At 59.7% G+C, this 18,989-nt stretch carries 13 protein-coding genes; 9 read left to right on the forward strand and 4 right to left on the reverse strand.

Annotated features, from left to right (window positions below; all coding sequences use genetic code 11):
• Positions 1 to 59 precede the first annotated feature (59 nt).
• Entirely contained in the window at positions 60 to 350 is a 291-nt protein-coding gene (locus CBB62_03910) for a hypothetical protein (protein OUT41494.1), read from the forward strand.
• Between the two features lie 6 nt (positions 351 to 356).
• Here the strand turns inward: CBB62_03910 and CBB62_03915 are convergent, their stop codons facing one another.
• Both CBB62_03915 and CBB62_03920 read right to left on the reverse strand, forming a co-directional pair.
• Positions 357 to 1,214: a hypothetical protein gene (locus CBB62_03915; GenBank protein ID OUT41495.1), complete on the reverse strand. Its 858-nt coding sequence runs from the start codon at positions 1,212 to 1,214 to the stop codon at positions 357 to 359.
• A gap of 123 nt (positions 1,215 to 1,337) precedes the next feature.
• Positions 1,338 to 4,868 carry an indolepyruvate ferredoxin oxidoreductase gene (locus CBB62_03920; protein OUT41496.1) on the reverse strand — a complete coding sequence of 1,177 codons (3,531 nt, stop codon included), beginning with the start codon at positions 4,866 to 4,868 and terminating at the stop codon, positions 1,338 to 1,340.
• 350 nt (positions 4,869 to 5,218) lie between these two features.
• On the opposite strand from CBB62_03920, the gene CBB62_03925 reads away from it, so the two are divergent.
• The 3 genes from CBB62_03925 to CBB62_03935 all read left to right on the forward strand — a co-directional run bounded on the left by CBB62_03925 (position 5,219) and on the right by CBB62_03935 (position 8,693).
• Entirely contained in the window at positions 5,219 to 6,505 is a 1,287-nt protein-coding gene (locus CBB62_03925) for a hypothetical protein (GenBank protein OUT41497.1), read from the forward strand.
• 9 nt (positions 6,506 to 6,514) lie between these two features.
• A complete protein-coding gene (locus CBB62_03930; GenBank protein OUT41498.1) occupies positions 6,515 to 6,772 on the forward strand; it encodes a hypothetical protein in 258 nt (85 codons plus the stop codon).
• 76 nt (positions 6,773 to 6,848) lie between these two features.
• Positions 6,849 to 8,693 carry an oligoendopeptidase F gene (locus CBB62_03935; GenBank protein ID OUT41499.1) on the forward strand — a complete coding sequence of 615 codons (1,845 nt, stop codon included), beginning with the start codon at positions 6,849 to 6,851 and terminating at the stop codon, positions 8,691 to 8,693.
• Between the two features lie 54 nt (positions 8,694 to 8,747).
• Here CBB62_03935 and CBB62_03940 read toward each other — a convergent pair whose 3' ends face one another.
• A complete protein-coding gene (locus tag CBB62_03940; GenBank protein ID OUT41500.1) occupies positions 8,748 to 9,770 on the reverse strand; it encodes a hypothetical protein in 1,023 nt (340 codons plus the stop codon).
• Between the two features lie 95 nt (positions 9,771 to 9,865).
• Positions 9,866 to 11,032: a hypothetical protein gene (locus CBB62_03945; protein ID OUT41501.1), complete on the reverse strand. Its 1,167-nt coding sequence runs from the start codon at positions 11,030 to 11,032 to the stop codon at positions 9,866 to 9,868.
• Positions 11,033 to 11,331: 299 nt separating this feature from the next.
• Here CBB62_03945 and CBB62_03950 point away from each other — a divergent pair, with 299 nt between their 5' ends.
• From CBB62_03950 to CBB62_03970, 5 genes are all read left to right on the forward strand, one after another.
• Complete coding sequence (locus tag CBB62_03950) at positions 11,332 to 12,684, forward strand: ABC transporter ATP-binding protein (protein OUT42632.1); 1,353 nt, start codon at positions 11,332 to 11,334, stop codon at positions 12,682 to 12,684.
• A gap of 247 nt (positions 12,685 to 12,931) precedes the next feature.
• Positions 12,932 to 14,221 carry an NAD(P) transhydrogenase subunit alpha gene (locus CBB62_03955; protein OUT42633.1) on the forward strand — a complete coding sequence of 430 codons (1,290 nt, stop codon included), beginning with the start codon at positions 12,932 to 12,934 and terminating at the stop codon, positions 14,219 to 14,221.
• A gap of 107 nt (positions 14,222 to 14,328) precedes the next feature.
• Entirely contained in the window at positions 14,329 to 14,682 is a 354-nt protein-coding gene (locus CBB62_03960; protein ID OUT42634.1) for a hypothetical protein, read from the forward strand.
• A gap of 15 nt (positions 14,683 to 14,697) precedes the next feature.
• A complete protein-coding gene (locus CBB62_03965; GenBank protein OUT41502.1) occupies positions 14,698 to 16,086 on the forward strand; it encodes an NAD synthetase in 1,389 nt (462 codons plus the stop codon).
• A 170-nt stretch (positions 16,087 to 16,256) separates the two neighbouring features.
• Entirely contained in the window at positions 16,257 to 18,989 is a 2,733-nt protein-coding gene (locus tag CBB62_03970; GenBank protein ID OUT41503.1) for a hypothetical protein, read from the forward strand.

Below are 18,989 nucleotides of genomic sequence, written 5' to 3' on the forward strand. Positions count from 1 at the left end.
CATCAATCCGCCATCCAGACGGTCCCGAACAATCCTCTTGCGCCTATGGAGTGTGCACCATGTCAGAAGCCGCTATTGACCAGAGCAACGAACCCCAGACCTCAAATGTTGGTGGCGTCGCTGGTGACCGGCTGAAATCCTTTATCGAGCGCATTGAGCGTCTAGAGGAGGAAAAGGCCGCGATTGGCGCTGATGTGCGCGAAATCTATGCCGAGGCAAAAGCCGTCGGTTTCGACACCAAGGTCATGCGTCAGGTAGTAAAACTGCGCAAAATGGACCGCCAGGATCGCGAAGAGCAGGAACAACTGCTCGATCTCTACCTGGCGGCCATCGGTATGCAGCCGGCATAACAAGCGTTATCGCGCTTGAGTTTCTGCCGGTTCGACCCAGTACAGATTGGCGTAACGAACGTTATCCCCCAATGGTCCGCCGACCGGCTGGCCCAGTTCGAGGTTGCGTGCCTGACGGCGTGCGCGTTCGGCGTCATCGGCAAACCGTCGCAGCATGAAGTCGGGCTTGGCGATCCTGAACCGGTAATCATGCCGGTCCAGCACTTCGGCAATCGGCTGGAAATCGAAGTCACGGGCAACGCTGAGGATCAGCGGCGGACGCCGGGCCGGATTGGCAGCACCAAGCAGCCCATCAATGATCGGGGCGGAAATCTCGTGATGGCCGCCGGATTCAATGATGATGTCGGCATTATGTACGGCTTGCGCCAATGCCGCTGATGGCGGCCCTTCCAGCAGATTATCGTCAAACACCTGCTGATAGACATTGGTTGCCTTGGCATAGGCCAGCGCATTGGGCGCGATGTCGAGACCATACAGCTCCACCTGATCCGGCCCGATCGGCTGTTCGGCAAAGAACGCCCGGTGTTTGGCAAAATCATGGGTCGACAGCTCGCCCTCGGCATAGAGGGTGCTGATCTCCGGGATCGAATAGCCGGTGCGCAGCATCAGGCCATTGGCACCATAGCCGGAGAAGAAATCCAGAATACGGATCGGTCGGTCAGTGATGACCTTCTGCTGCTCACGCAGCCATGGGCGCAGCAAGCCCATGGTCTCGTCGGGCGCCCGATAACCGAGAGGTGCCAGAAAACCGAAATAATCATGGGGTAGGGTGTAGTTGTAAAAGCCCTGAAACGGACTGGCCGAACGGGCTTGGGGTTGCCGGGATGCAGGCGCATCTGTGGCAATGAGGGTCTCTGCAGTCATGATAACACCTTGTAACGTAGGGTAAAAACGCTTGCGTTACAGGTTGGTATGCTGAGCAGTCATTGCAAGCAGGGGCTTGTTCACACCTGCTTGATCGATCCATGAGTGGTGGTTATTCGGCGCCTATTCGGCGGCAGTGCGCTGTGGCTCCGGATTGCTGTAACTGGCCAGCAATTCAGCCTCCCGCGCCTTGGCCTGCTTGAGATGCCGCTCCTTCACATGGCCGAAGCCGCGGATATGTTCCGGCACCCGGGCAATGTCGACCGCGATATGATGGTTGGCTGCATCCAGTGTCGCCAGCAAGCCATCGATGGTCGTGAAGTAGTCGGCGATCAGCTTGCGCTCCAGCTTGCGTTCCTCGGTGCGCCCGAATGGATCGAGTGCGGTGCCGCGGAACTTGCGGAAATGCTTGAGCAGGCCGAAGGCTTTTAGCATCCAAGGGCCGAACTCCTGTTTCTTCAGTTCGCCAGTACGTTCATCCCGATCCGCCAGCATCGGCGGGGCGAGGTGGAAGGTGAGTTTGATATCGCCCTCAAAGCGCTCCTTGAGCTGGCTCAGGAACCGGCCATCGGTATAGAGCCGTGCCACCTCATATTCGTCCTTATAGGCCATCAGCTTGTAGGCATAGCGGGCGACAGCTTCGGTCAACTGGGTGAAATCGGCACCGAGCTTGGCCTCGGCTTTCTGTACCCGTTCGGTCAGAGCCTTGTAGCGTTTGGCATAGGCGGCATCCTGATAGGCGGTGAGTTCTTCGACCCGGCGCGCGATGATCTCGTCCGTGGAGGTTGAGAGCACGCGGTGGCGCGGTTTGTTGGCGGTAACGCCGAGTTGCGCCCGGGCGGCGGCCCGGCGCTGCTCCATGACCTTGCGGATCGCATCCGGGTCCTGTGCCGCGCGACGGCCCCACATGAAGGCATCGGTATTCATGCCGACCGCAACGCCGTTCAGCTTGATCGCCTGCAGGATTGCCTCGGAGGATACCGGCACCAGCCCCTTCTGATAGGCGATGCCGAGCATGAACAGATTGGTGGCGATGGAGTTGCCCATCATTCGGGTGGCGATTTCGGTGCCGTCGATCGAGAACAGCTTGCCGTCACCGACCAGTGCGGCAATGTCGCCGAGCATGGCCTCACCCGGAATTTTCAGGTCCGGGTTCTTGGTGAACTGGCCGGTGATGGTCCGGTGGGCGTTGACAACCGCATGGGTGCGGCCCGGATCGACCTTGGCCCGTGCCTCGCCACCGGCAGCAACCAGCAGGTCACAGCCGAGGATCAGATCGGCCCCGGCACTCGGGATACGTGAGCCAAGGACATGGTCCGGCGATTTGGAAAACCGCAGATGGCTGATCACCGGGCCACCCTTCTGGGCGAGACCGGCCTGATCGAGCACAGATACGCCCTTGCCCTCGATATGGGCGGCCATGCCGAGCAGCGCGCCGACGGTCACGATCCCGGTACCACCAACGCCGGTAACCAGAATGGAATAGTCGCGCTCCAGATTGGGCAGGGTTGGCTCCGGCAGATCAATGACCGGTTGCGGGCCAGTGGTTCCGGTAATGCCGCTGTTCGGCTTGCGCAGCTGTGCGCCGCTGACGCTGACGAAGCTCGGGCAGAAGCCGTTGACGCAGGAATAATCCTTGTTACAGGTCGACTGGTCGATCTTGCGCTTGCGTCCGTATTCGGTTTCCACCGGCACGACCGACAGGCAGTTCGATTTCTCACTACAATCGCCACAGCCCTCACAGACAAGCTCATTGATGATCACCCGTTTGTCTGGATCGGGCATCAGGCCACGCTTGCGACGGCGGCGTTTCTCACTGGCGCAGGTCTGGTCGTAGAGCAGGATCGAGACGCCGCCGGTTTCACGCAACTCGCGCTGGACCTTGTCCAGATCATTGCGGTGATGCAGGCCGGTGAAGTTCGGCAGGCTGACACCATTATAGCGGTCGAGATCTTCGGTCACCACGTCAATGCGGTCAACGCCTTCGGCCATCAGCATTTTCAGGATCTGCGACACGGTAATGCTCTGGTCGCGGGCATCGACCGGCTGACCGCCGGTCATGGCAACCGCATCATTGTAGAGCAGTTTGTAAGTGATATTGACCTTCGCCGCGATCGCTGCCCGGATGGCGAGCGAGCCGGAGTGATAGAAGGTGCCATCGCCGAGATTGGCAAAGACATGCTGTGTATCGGTGAAGGCTGCCTGGCCGATCCATGGCACGCCCTCGCCACCCATCTGGGTGAAGGTATCGGTGCGCCGATCCATCCAGACCGCCATATAGTGACAGCCGATACCGGCCATGGCGCGGCTGCCTTCCGGCACATTGGTCGAGGTATTGTGCGGGCAGCCGGAACAGAAATACGGCACGCGCTCCAGCTTGGCCGGGTTTTTGCGCATGTTCTCCTGTTTCTGCATATTGGCCAGCCGTTCGCGGGCATCGGCCGGGGCGGTATCGCCAAGGCGGTTCAGGATTGCACTCGCCAGCTCGACCTGACTCAGCTCGTAAGTGGACTTGATCAGTGGTTTGCCGGTCTCATCCTTTTTGCCGACAATGCGCGGGCGCTGATCGGCAGGCAGGTGATAGAGCGCTTCCTTGATCTGTGGCTCAATGATGCCGCGCTTTTCCTCGATCAGCAGCAGCTCCTCGTGCTTTGCGGCAAAGGCCTTGACGCCCTCGGTTTCCAGCGGCCAGACCATGCCGACCTTGTAAAGCGACAGGCCGAGAGATTTGGCCCGGTCCTCGTCGATATTCAGGTCATTCAGGGCTTGGCGGATTTCCACCACCGACTTGCCGGTCGAGACAATACCGATCCGTGGTTTGTCTGATTGGAAAACCACCTTGTCGATCTTGTTGGCACGGGCGAAGGCGAGGGCGGCTGGCAGCTTGTAGTCGATCAGACGCACTTCCTGTCCCGGTGGCGGATCGGGCCAGCGGATATTGAGGCCGCCCGGCGGCAGATCGAAATCGAGCGGGGCATTGATCTCTACCGCGCGCGGATCAATCAGCACCGAGGCAGAGCTGTCCACGGTATCGGCAAGGGTCTTGAAACCGACCCACAAACCGGCATAGCGCGACATGGCGATACCCATCAGGCCGAGATCGATGAACTCCTGCACGCTGGCCGGGTTCAGCACCGGGATCATCGCGGCCATGAAGGCCTGTTCCGACTGGTGCGGGAAGGTCGAGGATTTGCAGGCATGGTCGTCGCCAGCAAGGGCCAGCACGCCGCCATGTTTGGCGGTTCCGGCGGCATTGGCGTGTTTCAGTACATCGCCGGAGCGGTCAACCCCCGGCCCTTTGCCGTACCAGATGCCGAATACGCCGTCGTGCTTCGCGCCGGGGAACAGTCCGACCTGCTGGCTGCCCCAGACCGAAGTGGCGGCGAGGTCTTCATTCAGCCCCGGCTGGAAGTGGATGTGGTTATGGGCCAGATGCTTGCCCGCCTGCCAGAGCTGCTGGTCGAGCGCGCCGAGCGGGGAGCCGCGATAGCCGGAGATAAAACAGGCGGTATCAAGCCCGGCTGCCGCATCGCGTTGCCGCTGCAGCATCGGCAGGCGCACCAGTGCCTGTGTGCCGGTCATATAGGCACGACCGGTATCGAGCGTATATTTATCGTCGAGGCTGATTGTCCGGTTTAACACCAAATCGGCCATAAATTTTCTCCCAAAAACGACGTCTGCACCCTTGTTCAGGTGTCTTTGCTGTCTGATTTCGCATGCAACTCATGAATGTCACATCTGCATTAAGGTAATGGGTGCTGACCTTTTTGGCGAGAAAACCGGTTGGGCTTTATGCAAAACGCAATAATTCCATCGAAGCAGTGCAGCATTTGGAAAAAAAATTGCGAAGTCGAAAGCTGAAACATTTCCGTCATAAATCTTTCGCACTGCAATATGTTTCCTTTTTCATCGAACAGGCGCAGGGTGTGAATGTGCTGACGGGACGATGCGACTGCCCCGGTGAGCGTTCCGGAACCGCCCGATGAGAATAAACGGGCTGAAGTATGGACGGACACTGTACTGGGCGCGGCCACACCGCCTCCGCCAACGGACCGAACAGCAACAACCGAAGTTCATCTGACATGAAAGTTCTATTGACCGGTGCAAGCGGCTTTATTGGCCGCGAGCTCATGCGTGAGCTATTGAAACGTGGCCATGACGTTGTCGCCACTTCCTCCCGAACCCGCAAATCCGATGATCCACGCGTCAGCTGGATCAAGGCGGATTTTACCGACCCGAAGGTCAACCGTCCGAATTTCTGGCGCGCTGTCATCCGGGCCCATGAGGTCGATGCCGTCATCAACAATGCCGGTATCTTTGAAGAAAACCTCGAACGCAAATCCAGCTTCGAGACGGTAAACTTCCATGCCGCCGTTGCCCTCGCCGAGGGTGCCGGGAAGGCAGGAGTTGGCCGCTTTATCCAGATGTCATCCGCCGTTGCCGGCAAGTCCTATGCCGGCAAGGTCGGTTATGGCTCGTCCAAGCGTCAGGCCGATGACTACATCCAGGGCAAGCGCGATCTGAACTGGACCATTGTTCGCCCGGATATTGTCTATTCTGCCGAGAGCTGGGGCCACAAGATGTCCATGGATGACATCGCCGCCATGCCGATCGTACCGATCCTCGGGAAGGGCCAGACCCGGATGCAGCCGATCCATGTCCGTGACGTGGCCAAGGCCGCCCGGCTGGTCGAGAGCGATGCTGCAAAGCATCAGGTACTCGATGCCTCCGGTCCTGAATCAATCAAGATGATCGACCTGCTGCGCACCCTGAAAGAGGCACGGGGCGAAACCTTCCGCACCATGCCAATGTCATTGCGTGCCGCCGAAGCATTTGTGAAATCCTATCCGGCCGGTGCTGCCAATCAGGATTTCATCAAGATGCTGCGGGAAGAAATTCAGGTGGTTCACCCGCATCACAATCCCGAACCCTTTGCCAAGGCAGTTGGTGCCAAGCGTCTGCGTACGGTTGCCGACACCTATGCCAAAGCCGGTGACATCAAGTTCCGCAAGGCACCGCTTGGTGAGTTGATCGGTATGGTTATCAAGCGTCCAGGCGCTCTCTGCCACGTTGTTCGTGACCTGATCATGGGTGTGCGGGATAACATGAAAGAGCGTGGTGAACGTCTGAAGGCCGCATTCCGCCACGATGCCCATGCCACGCAACGGGCCATGGGGCTGCGTGACAATGATGCCGTCAGCCGCGATGATCTGCATGCCTATGGCGCGGCACCACCTGCACCGCCCAAGCAGGATGGTGATGCACCACGGAAGACAGCCAAGCTCGGCTAAGGTTCTGTTATGAAACTGACGATCCGCCAGAAGATTGTCGCCCGCGATGACCGGACGGTTTTCATCCTGTCCGGTCATGATCTGGCGGGGTCGGAAATCTATTGCGTACTCAGTGTCGCCATCGACCGTCTGGAGCCGTGCCTCGAGGCACTGGACCGTGACGGGTTTGAACCGGCGGCATGGGGCGAAGTGTTGGTTCACGGCATCGGCCGCCCCAGTGATTTTCAACTGAACGGCATAAAGGAACGTTTCGGACTGGTAGAATGACTGTTGAGCGCCTAGGTGTTTACAGTATGGTTTTATCAACCATGTCTGATTAACACCTGCCGATTGAGATCATCCGATGCTTCTGCCGAACAGCGCTTCCCTTGCCCGCCGCCATTCGATCCCCAACACCCCTGACGGCATTGCCGCCGCCCCCAAGGGCGATCAGGACCTGCCCGTCTGGGATCTGGCTGATCTCTACCCCTCCACCGATGGCCCGGAACTCAAGAAAGATCTTGAGGCCATGGATGCAGCAGCGAAGGCATTCCACGAGCAGTACAAGGGCCGGATCGACAAGCTGACCGGTGCCGAACTGGCCGAAGCGATCCGCGAATATGAGCGCATCGACGAGGTGCTGTCCCGGATCATGAGCTTTGCCCATCTGACCTATGCCGGTGACATGAGCGATCCGGAAATCGGTCGTTTCTTCTCCTCCATGCAGGACCGGATCACCAAAATATCGACGCCGCTGCTGTTCTTTACGCTGGAGATCAACAAGATCAGTGATGACAGCATGGGCAAGAAACTGGCCGATGCCGATCTCAAGGCCTATGAGAGCTGGCTGCGCGATGTCCGCGTGTTCCGCCCGCACCAGCTCGATGATGAGCTGGAGCGCCTGCTGCATGAGCGCCATGTGGTTGGCCGCTCTGCCTGGAACCGTCTGTTTGATGAGACTGTTGCCGGTCTGCGCTTCCCGTTCCGCGGCGAGGAGCTGACCTCGAGCGAAATTCTCAACCTGATGAGCGATACCGACGGTGCGAAGCGCAAGGATGCGGCGAAGTCGGTGGGCAAGGTGTTTGGCGACAACATCAAGACCTTTACCCTGATCACCAATGTTCTGGCCAAGGACAAACAGATCGACGACAGCTGGCGCAACTATCCGACACCGGTATCGGCGCGCAATCTCGGCAACTATGTTGAGGATGAGGTAGTTGAGGCGCTCAATGATGCTGTCACGGCCTCATATCCGCGCCTGTCGCACCGCTATTACGCGATGAAGGCGAAATGGCTCGGTGGCGACAAGCTGAATTACTGGGACCGCAACGCGCCGCTGCCCGATGACATCGACCGCAAGATCAGCTGGCCGGAAGCCAAGAAGATCGTGCTCGACGCCTATGGCCGGTTTTCACCCGATCTCGCCAGTGTCGGCCAGAAGTTCTTCGATAACGACTGGATCGATGTGCCACCGCGCGCGGGCAAGTCTCCCGGTGCCTTTGCGCACCCGACCGTGCCGAGCGCCCACCCGTATCTGCTGCTGAACTATCATGGCAAGGTGCGTGATGTGATGACGCTGGCCCATGAGCTGGGTCACGGCGTGCATCAGGTGCTGGCGGGTGGTCAGGGGCATCTGCAGGCCTCAACACCACTGACACTGGCTGAAACCGCCAGCGTCTTCGGTGAGATGCTGACCTTCCGCTCACTGCTCGATGCCGAAACCGACCCGAAGGCGCGCCGCATCCTGCTGGCGGGCAAGGTCGAGGACATGCTCAATACCGTCGTGCGCCAGATCGCCTTCTTCAATTTCGAGAAGCGTGTGCATGAGGCACGGCGCGAGCAGGAACTGACTGCTGACGAGCTCGGCAAAATCTGGATGGATGTGCAGACCGAGAGCCTCGGCCCGGCGATGCATTTCGAGGATGAGTACAAGCACTTCTGGTCCTACATCCCGCACTTCATCCACTCACCGTTCTATGTCTACGCCTATGCCTTCGGTGACTGTCTGGTGAATGCGCTCTATGCCGTCTATCAGGATGCCAATGACGGCTTTGCCGAGCGGTATCTGGAGATGCTTGCCGCCGGTGGTACCAAGCGCCACAAGGAATTGCTGGCACCGTTCGGGCTTGATGCCACGGACCCGGCGTTCTGGACGCGCGGTCTCGACATCATTTCCGGCATGATTGATGAGTTGGAAGAAGTCGCCTGATTTAACTGGCAGCCTGATTAACCGGCCAGCCAGATTAGCCGGACACAGCGGCGGTTAGGGCGTTGCGCGTCGATCGAGCGGGCGGTCGGCAAGGCTGGCCGCCGCCGGTGTCTGGGCATCGATATTGCTGCGCAGGGCCACCTGATTGCGCTCAAGCGTGGTGGCAATCTCGGCCATGCGGTCGGCAACCGTGCCGGTTGGGCGCATGAAGTCGCGGGTCGTGGCGCGGGCCAGATCGGCAGCACTCGCATCCGGGTCACGGACCAGCGTATTCAACCCGGCATAATCGGGGGCTTCGGCCAGTAGCTGTGCTGTGGCATCAGCCGCATTGCGAATGGCGGTGGCGCTGTCAGCGCCTGTGAAATCTGCCGGTCCCCAGTTGCGATCAGCACCCGGCTTGGCAAGGGCGGCAATTTCCGCGCCGACACCATTGCCATCCCATTTGGAGAACTGGAAATAGCCGACGGAATCACCGGTGCCGTTCAGGGTGGTACCGGCGAGGCTCTCATCCACGCCCTGCAGGGTGAAGGCGAGGGAAGCCTGCTCGGTAAAGCCGTGGCTGCGGAACTGGGTGAAAGCGATATTCATGTTTTCGGCCATTGCCCCGGTCAACACCGGATTGTTGTTGAAGCCGGTCCGCATGCCCTGACGGAACGGACCATTTTCGGCATCTGCCAGTACAGGCGGGGGCGCGATCACTGGCAGGTCGCGGTTGATCTCAGCCGGTTCAGCGAGCAGTGGTGCGACGCGCGGGGCACGGAGGGTGCGGTCCTCGGTAACGGTCTCGATACCGGCCAGACCATCACCGGCGACAACTTCCGGCGTGCGCAGCTGGGTGCCAATATTGGTTTCGATGCCGGTTTCGATGGCTGGGCCTTCCTCGCGCTTCGGACCATTGAAGGCAAAGAAGCTGGCGACACCGGCAATGGCAAGGCCAACACCGGCGCGGCGGCCATTTTTCTGGGCGAAGCGGCCAAGACTTTCAGCCGGTGATGGCGCAATCAGATCAGGGCCACTCATGAACACACGGGTGGTGCGACCATCGTGACGGGTGAATGAAAAGCTGCGTTTTGCCATTGGTCCGGTTCCTCTGGATCAGCCCTTTGAATTGCTTGCTGACTGTATCATTGTCGGATCATCAAGAAAGTGTATACGCCATATCTTGCGCTATGTCAGCGCGGCATGGCTGGCCCGCGTTCGGCAGGATGCTTGCCGGTGGAAACCAGCGCTTCCACTGATGCTTCAGCGAGATTGTCCGGGCGACGCACCGGTATCGGCACCGGTATGGCACCGGGCAACAGGGCATCGCGCTGCCGCTCCGCCTCGAAGCTGGCGATATTGGCTTCAATCGCCTTTTTGTTCTGGTCATAGGTCTTGGTGATGCCGTTGCTCCGACCGCTCCATGACACGCCGGGGCGGATGAAGCTGCCGGTGGACAGTTTAGCCAGCCGGGAAATGGTGGTCTGGTGACGACCGGAAGCACGATAAAGCGACTGGTAATGTTGCTGGGCGTGCAGGCTCTGCACCAGCGCATCGACGGAACTGATAATCGCGCTGGCTCGGTCGGGGGCGGTGCCGCCCTCATCCACGGTCATGAAGTCGCCGCGTTCCCAGTTGCGATCCGTGCCGCGCTTCGGCAGTTCGCTGATCTCGCTGCCGGCGCCATTGCCATTCCAGATCGAGAACTGAAAAAAGCCGACGCCATCGCCCTTGCCCTTCTCGCGCAGGATCGTGCCGCCCTGACTCTCATGCAGTCCGTGCAGGGTCCAGGCGATGGCGGCATTCTTGGTGATCGGATAGCTGCGCAGTCGGTCATAGGCGATGTTCATCGCCTCGGCCATTTCCTCGGTAATCACTGGCGCATTACTGAAGCTGGTCTTCATGCCGTCCCGGAACGGCCCGGCGGTGGCTGAAGGGGCGCCCGTCTCAACGGCATCGATTACCTCAACCACCTCAACGGGTTCGATCACTTCCGGTACAACCGGTTTGATGGTTTCGGGCTCGTTCAGGACGGCTTCAACCGGGACTGTCTCGGTCTTCACCGCCGGGGCGAAAGTCAGCGGTTTGCCACCTGCGGTCAGCTCGTGGGCGATGCGAATGCGGTCGTCGGGCGGGCTGGCATTGCCGCCGGTTTCCGGCTCCGGCTTGTGGATCGGCAATTCTCGGTCGCGGATCGTCGATTTCAGCGCGGTCGGCGTGGTGCTGCCGACCAGTATCATGCCGCTCAGCCCGAGCTGGAACACATGTGTGCGCGCATCGCCGCGACGGAAGAAACCCATCATACGGTCCATGGGTGAGGGCTGGTGCAGCCGATGGCCGCTCGGAAAGACCTGACGCATGATCCTGTTACCCGCAACGCCTCACCATGCGGTGAGGGTAGCCAATATCTGAGACACCTTCAGTTTGTCGCGGTTCCGGGCGAAAGCCAAGAATGAGTTTACTGCATGACTGTCCTGCCGATCCGGCATTTCGCCTAGCATCGCACCCAATCGGTCACGATCAAAGTATCTCGTTGTCCCTGCGACAAAATTTTGCCATCTGGAACTGGTTGTTGGGTGACCAGTACCCTATGTTGTGAAGAACACCTCCCCGGCCTGTCTGGATGGCTGGGAATACCGTGATTGTGAGCGCTGCCGGAATGAGTGACCGCGAAGACAATAACCTGGCCGGACGATTATCCCGATACGCAAAGGTATCCGGCGCCATGGGCGGTATCGCCGCGCGCGCGGCTGGTGAGCGTTATCTCGGCATCAAGGTCGAGCGCGAGAAGGCGGCCGAGGATCTGCGGGCAGCCCTTGGCGGGTTGAAGGGCCCGTTGATGAAGGTGGCGCAACTGCTGGCGACCATCCCGGATGCCGTGCCGAAGGAATATGTGAAGGAGCTGTCACAGCTGCAGTCGAACGCCCCGTCGATGGGCTGGCCCTTCGTCAAGCGCCGTATGGCGAGCGAACTCGGTCCCGGCTGGCAGAAGCGGTTCGAGAGTTTCGAGAAAGAGGCCTGTGCCGCCGCATCGCTCGGACAGGTGCATCGCGCGATTTCCCTCGACGGTGCGCAGCTGGCCTGCAAGCTCCAGTACCCGGATATGCAATCGGCAATCGAGGCGGATTTGCGCCAGTTGAAGTTGATCATGAACCTGTTCGAGCGCTCGGATAAGGCGATTTCGACCAAGCAGATCCATGCGGAGATTTCCGAGCGCTTGCGTGAAGAGCTGGATTACGAACGCGAGGCCAAGCATATGGCCATGTACCGCGATATCTTCACCGGCGATGATCGGGTGCACGTACCGGCGGTTGATAATGACCTGACCACCAAACGGCTGCTGACGATGAGCTGGCTCGAGGGTGAAGGCATCCTCAACTATGTCGACAGTCATGAGGAACATCGCAATCTGCTGGCGATGAACATGTTCTACACCTGGTACACGCCGTTTTATAATTACGGCCTGATCCATGGTGACCCGCATCTGGGCAATTATCAGGTGCGCGAGGACGGCTCGATCAACCTGCTCGATTTCGGCTGTGTCCGTGTGTTCCCGTCACATTTCGTGCGCGGTGTCATTGATCTCTACAATGCCCTGCGCACCGACGATCAGGCGCTGGCGGTCCATGCCTATGAGACATGGGGCTTCAACAATCTGAGCAAGGACCTGATCGACGTTCTCAATATCTGGGCCAACTTCATCTATGCCCCGATCCTTGAGGACCGCACCCGGCTGATCGAGGAAACCAATTCCGGCATGTATGGCCGGGAGACCGCGCGCAAGGTGCATATGGCCCTGCGTGAGGTCGGCGGGGTTGAGGTGCCACGGGAATTCGTCTTCATGGACCGTGCCGCCATTGGCCTCGGCTCGGTGTTCCTGCACCTGCGCGCCAATATCAACTGGTACGAGCTGTTCCAGACTGTCATCGCCGATTTCGATGAGGACAAGCTGAAGCAGCGTCAGACCGAGTTGCTTGCCCGCAATGACCTGCCGCCGGTTCAGGCTGCCTGATCGGCTGCGATTTTGCCGTTTGCGGCTGCGATTTTGCTATTTGTGTATGTGTACGTCTCTGGCGTACGCCTGTCTTCCCCGATTTTATTGATTGATCCCGAAAGCGTTGTTGCCATGGGGGCTGTCTTGTGCGAATCACCATGGGGCATGGGTGCGACCCCTCGTGGGGTTCGTACACCTGACAAATAATCAATGGTACCGCGTCGTCCGGCGTGGTGGTCATTCAAGCAACCGGGAGATGACCAAGATGAAATTGGTAGTGCCGTTGGAACGGCGCCCATTCGAGCGGCGTGTGGCTGCGTCGCCCGATACGGTGAAAAAACTGGTCGGCAAGGGGCTCGATGTTGTGATCGAGACCGGTGCCGGTCTGAAGGCGTCGGTGACCGATGCCCAGTATGAAGCCGCAGGCGCGAAGATCGAGAAGGACCCGAAAGCCCTCTACAAGGGTGCTGATATTGTCCTCAAGGTACAGAAGCCGCTCCGCGACGGTGATCTGGATGAACTGGCGCTGATCCCCAAGGGGGCGCTGCTGATCGCCACGATCAACCCCTATCAGTCCCCTGATGACATTGCTGCCTATGCCAAGGCCGGTGTGACCGCCATGGCGCTGGAACTGGTGCCACGGATTACCCGGGCGCAGTCCATGGATGTGCTGTCATCCCAGTCAAACCTCGCCGGTTACAAGGCCGTGCTTGATGCCGCAGCCGAATATGGCCGTGCGTTCCCGATGATGATGACCGCTGCGGGCACCGTTGCCCCGGCCCGCGTTCTGATCATGGGTGCCGGTGTTGCCGGTCTGCAGGCGATCGCCACCGCGCGCCGTCTGGGCGCTGTCGTTACCGCTTCTGACGTTCGCATGGCGGCAAAGGAGCAGGTGGAGAGCCTTGGTGCCAGCTTCCTGATGGTCGACGGCATGGAGGATATGGAAACCGCTGGCGGTTACGCCAAGGAAGCGGGCGAGGACTTCAAGAAGCGTCAGGCCGAGAAGGTCCATGAAACGCTGAAGAAGACCGATATTGCCATCTGTACCGCCCTGATCCCGGGCCGTGCGGCCCCGACCCTGATCACCAAGGCGATGGTTGATGATATGAAGCCGGGTTCGGTGATTATCGATCTGGCGGTTGAACAGGGCGGCAACTGTGAGGGCTCCAAGCCCGGTGAGATTGTCGAGACGGCCAATGGCGTCAAGATTGTCGGCCACAACAACGTGCCGTCACGCCTTGCTGCCGATGCGTCAAACCTGTTTGCCAAGAACCTGCTCAACCTGCTGTCGCTGCTGCTGTCGGAAGACGGCAAGTCGCTGAACATCAATCGTGAGGACGAGATCGTTGCGGGCACATTGCTGACCCTCGACGGGGCCGTTGTCCATGAGCAGTTCAAGGATGCCAAAGCCGCCAAGCCAGCAGCCAAAGCTGCTGCCGCACCGGCCAAGAAGCCCGCGGCACGCAAGCCTGCGGCCAAAAAACCGGCGGCCAAGCCTGCTGCAAAACCAGCAGATACGGCGACTGATAAACCCGCTGACGGGGAGACGAAATAATGAGCCAACAACAGAATATTCCATCAGGCCTCGGCGAAAACGGGTTTGATACCACCGGTGAGCTCGAGATCGTGCGCAATGCGCTGGAGGCGGCTCAGGCGCGCCTCATGGATATCGAGGCCCATGTCAGTTCCATGGCCCATAGCGGCCTTGACGCTGCCGCCGCCGGTCATGGTGACGGGTTCTTCATCACCGCCCTGACGGTACTCGTACTGGCCTGTTTCGTCGGCTATTACGTGGTCTGGTCGGTTACCCCGGCACTGCACTCGCCATTGATGGCCGTCACCAACGCCATTTCCTCGGTCATCATCGTCGGCGCACTGATCGCTGCCGGTCCCGAGGGCATGAGCTTTGCCAAGGTCATGGGGTTCTTTGCGGTCATTCTGGCCTCGATCAACATCTTCGGCGGGTTCATCGTGACCCAGCGAATGCTGTCGATGTTCAAGAAAAAACAGCGATAGGGTAGGGCAGCACTCATGGATACTTTTGCAGGCTTTGCCTATATCGTCGCGTCGGTCCTGTTCATTCTGGCCATTCGCGGCTTGTCCCACCCGGAAACTGCCCGTCGCGGTAACCAGTTCGGTATCGCCGGTATGGTTGTGGCGATTGTCACGACCCTCATGCTGCCGGGCGTTCTGTCCTATTGGATGATCATTCTCGGCATCGCTATTGGTGGCGCCATTGGTACCCTGATCGCCAAGAAGATCGACATGACCGCCCTGCCGCAGCTGGTGGCCGGGTTCCACTCTCTCGTCGGTCTGGCCGCGGTCTGCGTTGCCATGGCCGCATTCTATGCACCCGAAGCCTATGGTATCGGTACGCGCGGCGACATTGCCGGGTCGAGCCTGATCGAAATGGCGCTCGGTACCGCAATCGGTGCGATTACCTTCACCGGCTCGATCATTGCCTTCGGCAAATTGCAGGGCATCGTCTCCGGCAAGCCGGTCAGCTTCCCGATGCAGCACCCGCTCAACGCCGCGCTTGGTGTTCTGCTGGCCCTGCTGATTATCTGGATGGCGGGCAGCAATTCCACCGCTGCTTTCTGGCTGATCATTCTGGTCTCGCTGGCGCTTGGCATCCTGCTGATCATTCCGATCGGTGGTGCCGATATGCCGGTGGTGGTCTCCATGCTGAACAGCTATTCCGGCTGGGCAGCAGCGGGTATCGGCTTCACCCTCGGCAATACCCTGCTGATTATCGTCGGGGCGCTGGTCGGGTCATCCGGTGCGATCCTGTCTTATATCATGTGTAAGGGCATGAACCGGTCGTTCTTCAACGTCATTCTCGGTGGCTTCGGCGGTGATGCCGCTGGTGGCGCCGCCGCTGACATGGGTGAGCGCAGCTTCAAGGCCGGGTCGGCCGATGATGCCGCTTTCATCATGAAGAATGCCGGCAAGGTCATCATCGTGCCTGGTTACGGCATGGCGGTGGCACAGGCCCAGCACACCCTGCGGGAAATGGCCGATATGCTGAAGGCCGAGGGCGTTGACGTGTCCTACGCCATTCACCCGGTTGCCGGTCGTATGCCTGGTCACATGAACGTGCTGCTGGCGGAAGCCAACGTGCCGTATGACGAGGTGTTCGAGCTGGAAGACATCAACCGCGACTTTGCGCAGGCCGATGTGGCCTTTGTGATCGGCGCTAATGACGTCACCAACCCGGCGGCGAAAACCGATACTTCTTCACCGATCTACGGTATGCCCGTACTGGATGTGGAGAAGGCCAAGACCGTGCTGTTCGTCAAGCGGTCCATGGGTTCCGGTTATGCCGGGGTCGATAACCCGCTGTTCTTTGCCGACAACACCATGATGCTTCTGGCCGATGCCAAGAAGATGTGTGAGGACATCGTCAAGGCGATGGAATAACGCCGGACGTAACGATTATCCGAAACGGGGCAGAATCATTCTGCCCCGTTTCGCATTTGTAGGGGGGCAAGACGGCTCGTGAGTGAGTGCCGCTCGCCGCCCCGCCATTGATTGCCGGGCCATTGGTGCACAGAGTGTCATGGCTTTTTGTCTGAGGGTTGGTTTGTCGCATGGAAGCCTTGGCCGTTCTCGCCGTTATCGGCGGCTTTATCTATCTGCTGGTACAGGTCAATCGCCTGAGTGCGAAAACCCGTGAACTGGAAGATACCGTAAGCAATCTGCGCCGGTTTGTGGTCTCCGGCGATGATCTCTGGGGGCCAAAGCCATGGTCACAAACCCCGTCTGCCGGTGAACGGAAGGCGGAATCCGACAGTGTTCCGAACAGCGTTGATGACTTGCCGGAAACCGTAGCTGACGCCGTACGGGATGAACCGCTGGATATTCCGGCACCGGCGCAAGCTGCCTATGAGCAGGCCCCGGTAACGACTTCTCCGGTTACAACGGCACCTGATCTGTCCGAACGGTTTGGTGACTGGCTGCGTGAGAACTGGTTTTACGCGGTATCAGCCATCTGTCTGTCGCTTGCCGGTATCTTCCTGATCCATTACGGCATCGAGCGCGGGTTGCTGACCCCTGAAATGCGCGTGGCCTGTGCGGTTGCGCTCGGTCTGGCGCTGATTGGCGCAGGTGATTTCCTGCGCCGCCGGGTTGGTGATGATGCGCCGAGCCATACCGCCTATCTGCCATCGACCCTGTCGGGGGCGGGAATCGTTGTCATCTTTGTCGCCATTCTCGGCGCGCGGCATCTCTATGGCCTGATCGGGGCCGAGATGGCCTTCACGCTGCTCGCCGGATTGTCGGTTGCGACGGTGGTGATGGGCTGGCTCTATGGTCCGGTTCTGACCGTCATCGGCCTGCTGGGCGCGACCCTCGCCCCCTTCATCGTCGGTGGCGAGAGCGAGAGCGTCGACCAGTTCTTCTATTACTTTGCCCTGATCGCCCTGACCGGGCTGCTGGTTGATACGGTCAAGCAGTGGCTCTGGCCATCGGCTCTGGCGCTGGCTTTTACCTATGCTGCCGCCAGCATGCTGTTTCTGGCCCATGACGCTGACGTTCATTTCATCGCCTTTGCCCTGATTGTGGCGCTCGGCGCGATCATTATCCCGAACCGCAAGCTCTGGCCGGATCATGCCGGGATCATGTTGAGCGAGGCGCTGTGGGGTAAAAACCGTTCCATGCCGCACGCCACCACCCTGATTGCCGCCGTTGCGACCGTTGCCAGCTATGGCGTGGTGTTGGCCGTCGCTCTGGTCGATCGCGGGCTGACCGAAATGGTAACGGTGCTGGTTGTTCTCGGATTGATGCAGCTGGCTTCTGTTGTCTGGCTTAGGGACGCGCGGGCGCTGACGGATATGAACCTGATCCCGCCGCTGCTGTTCTTCGCTATTCTGGTGATGCAGGCGGTATCGGGTGGCTCGCTCCATGACTATATCGAGGACAACACGGGCGTTGCCATGTCATCGGATGCGCTGGTGGCCCTGCTCGCCCTCGTTGCCTTCGGTGTTGCCGGGTCGGTACTGGCATTTTACCGGGCGCGTATTCGCGGCTCGTTCGATGTGCATTGGGGATTTGGTCTGGCGCTTTATGCACCGGTTACGCTGGTCCTGCTCGAAATATTCTGGGAGCCACAGCAGGTGCTGGGCGCAGAGGGCTGGGGGCTGGTCGGCATTGCGATTGCGGCCATGATGACCCTGTTTGCCGAACGCCTCGCGCGGATTGACGGCGCGGACAAGATGCGCGTCTCGCTTGCAGCGCTGGCGGCACTCACCATGCTCGGTTTCGCGCTGGTTGTGACCCTGACATCGGTGGCCCTGACCATTGCCATGGCGCTGATGGTGCTGGTTGCCGTCCTGATCGACCGTCGGTTCGACCTTCCTCTGCTGACAATCTTTGTTCAGGTCGGCGTGGTGCTGGTCTCCAGCCGCCTCATCATCACGCCGGGCGTTCTCTGGGCGCTGGATGCGCCGCTGGTTGAGCTGCTGGCTGTCTATGGCGGATCAATCGGGTTGCTCGCCGCCTCATGGCATTATATCCGGGGGCGTGAGCGGATTGCCGCCCGGACCATGATCGACTCTGCAGTGCTCAGCCTGCCATTCGTGCTCGGCATCATCCTGCTGCTGCGCGCTTTGGATAACGATATTGCCAGCCATTGGGGCGCATCGCTCTTGGCGATGATCTGTCTGCTCTCGGCAGCAGTGCAGTATTACCGCCTGCAGGTCTCGACCGGGTTTGTCCGTCAGGTGCGGGTCGGTCTTTGCGGTATATTCGGTGTGGCCAGCGCTTTGGCGTTCACGGTGGCCATGCTGGTGCTCAGCCCGCTCCGGGATCCGGATGAGATTGTGTTCGGCCCGCTGGTTGCCGATACCCTGCTTGTTGCCTATGGCCTGCCAGCACTGCTGTTCGGGGGCCTGCTGTACCTGTTCGGGCGGCAGTCATCGGCCCTGAAGCCCGAAGCGAAATTACTTTTGGCATGGTTGATGGCCGCGTTTGGCGGGTTGTATGTGGTGCTGGAAATCCGGCGTTTCTGGCGCGGCGATATCCTGTCGGTACCGGGTACCACCAATCCGGAACTCTACAGCTATACCCTGCTGATGATCCTCACCTCAGCGGTTTTGCTGCTGCTGACCTTTTTCCGTCGCTCGCCGGAACTTTACAGGATCGCCGTGGTTGGCGTCGGCCTGACCCTTGCCAAGGCATTCCTGATCGACATGGCGGGATTGGATGGCCTGTTGCGGGTGGTTTCCTTCCTCGGCCTCGGCCTGATACTGGCCGCCCTCGCCTGGCTCAACGTTCAGGTGAGACAACGTATTTCAGTATCCGCTGCGGTAAAGGCCGTGGAATAG

The organism is Micavibrio sp. TMED2 (assembly GCA_002168225.1).
Taxonomy (GTDB): Bacteria; Pseudomonadota; Alphaproteobacteria; order TMED2; family TMED2; genus TMED2.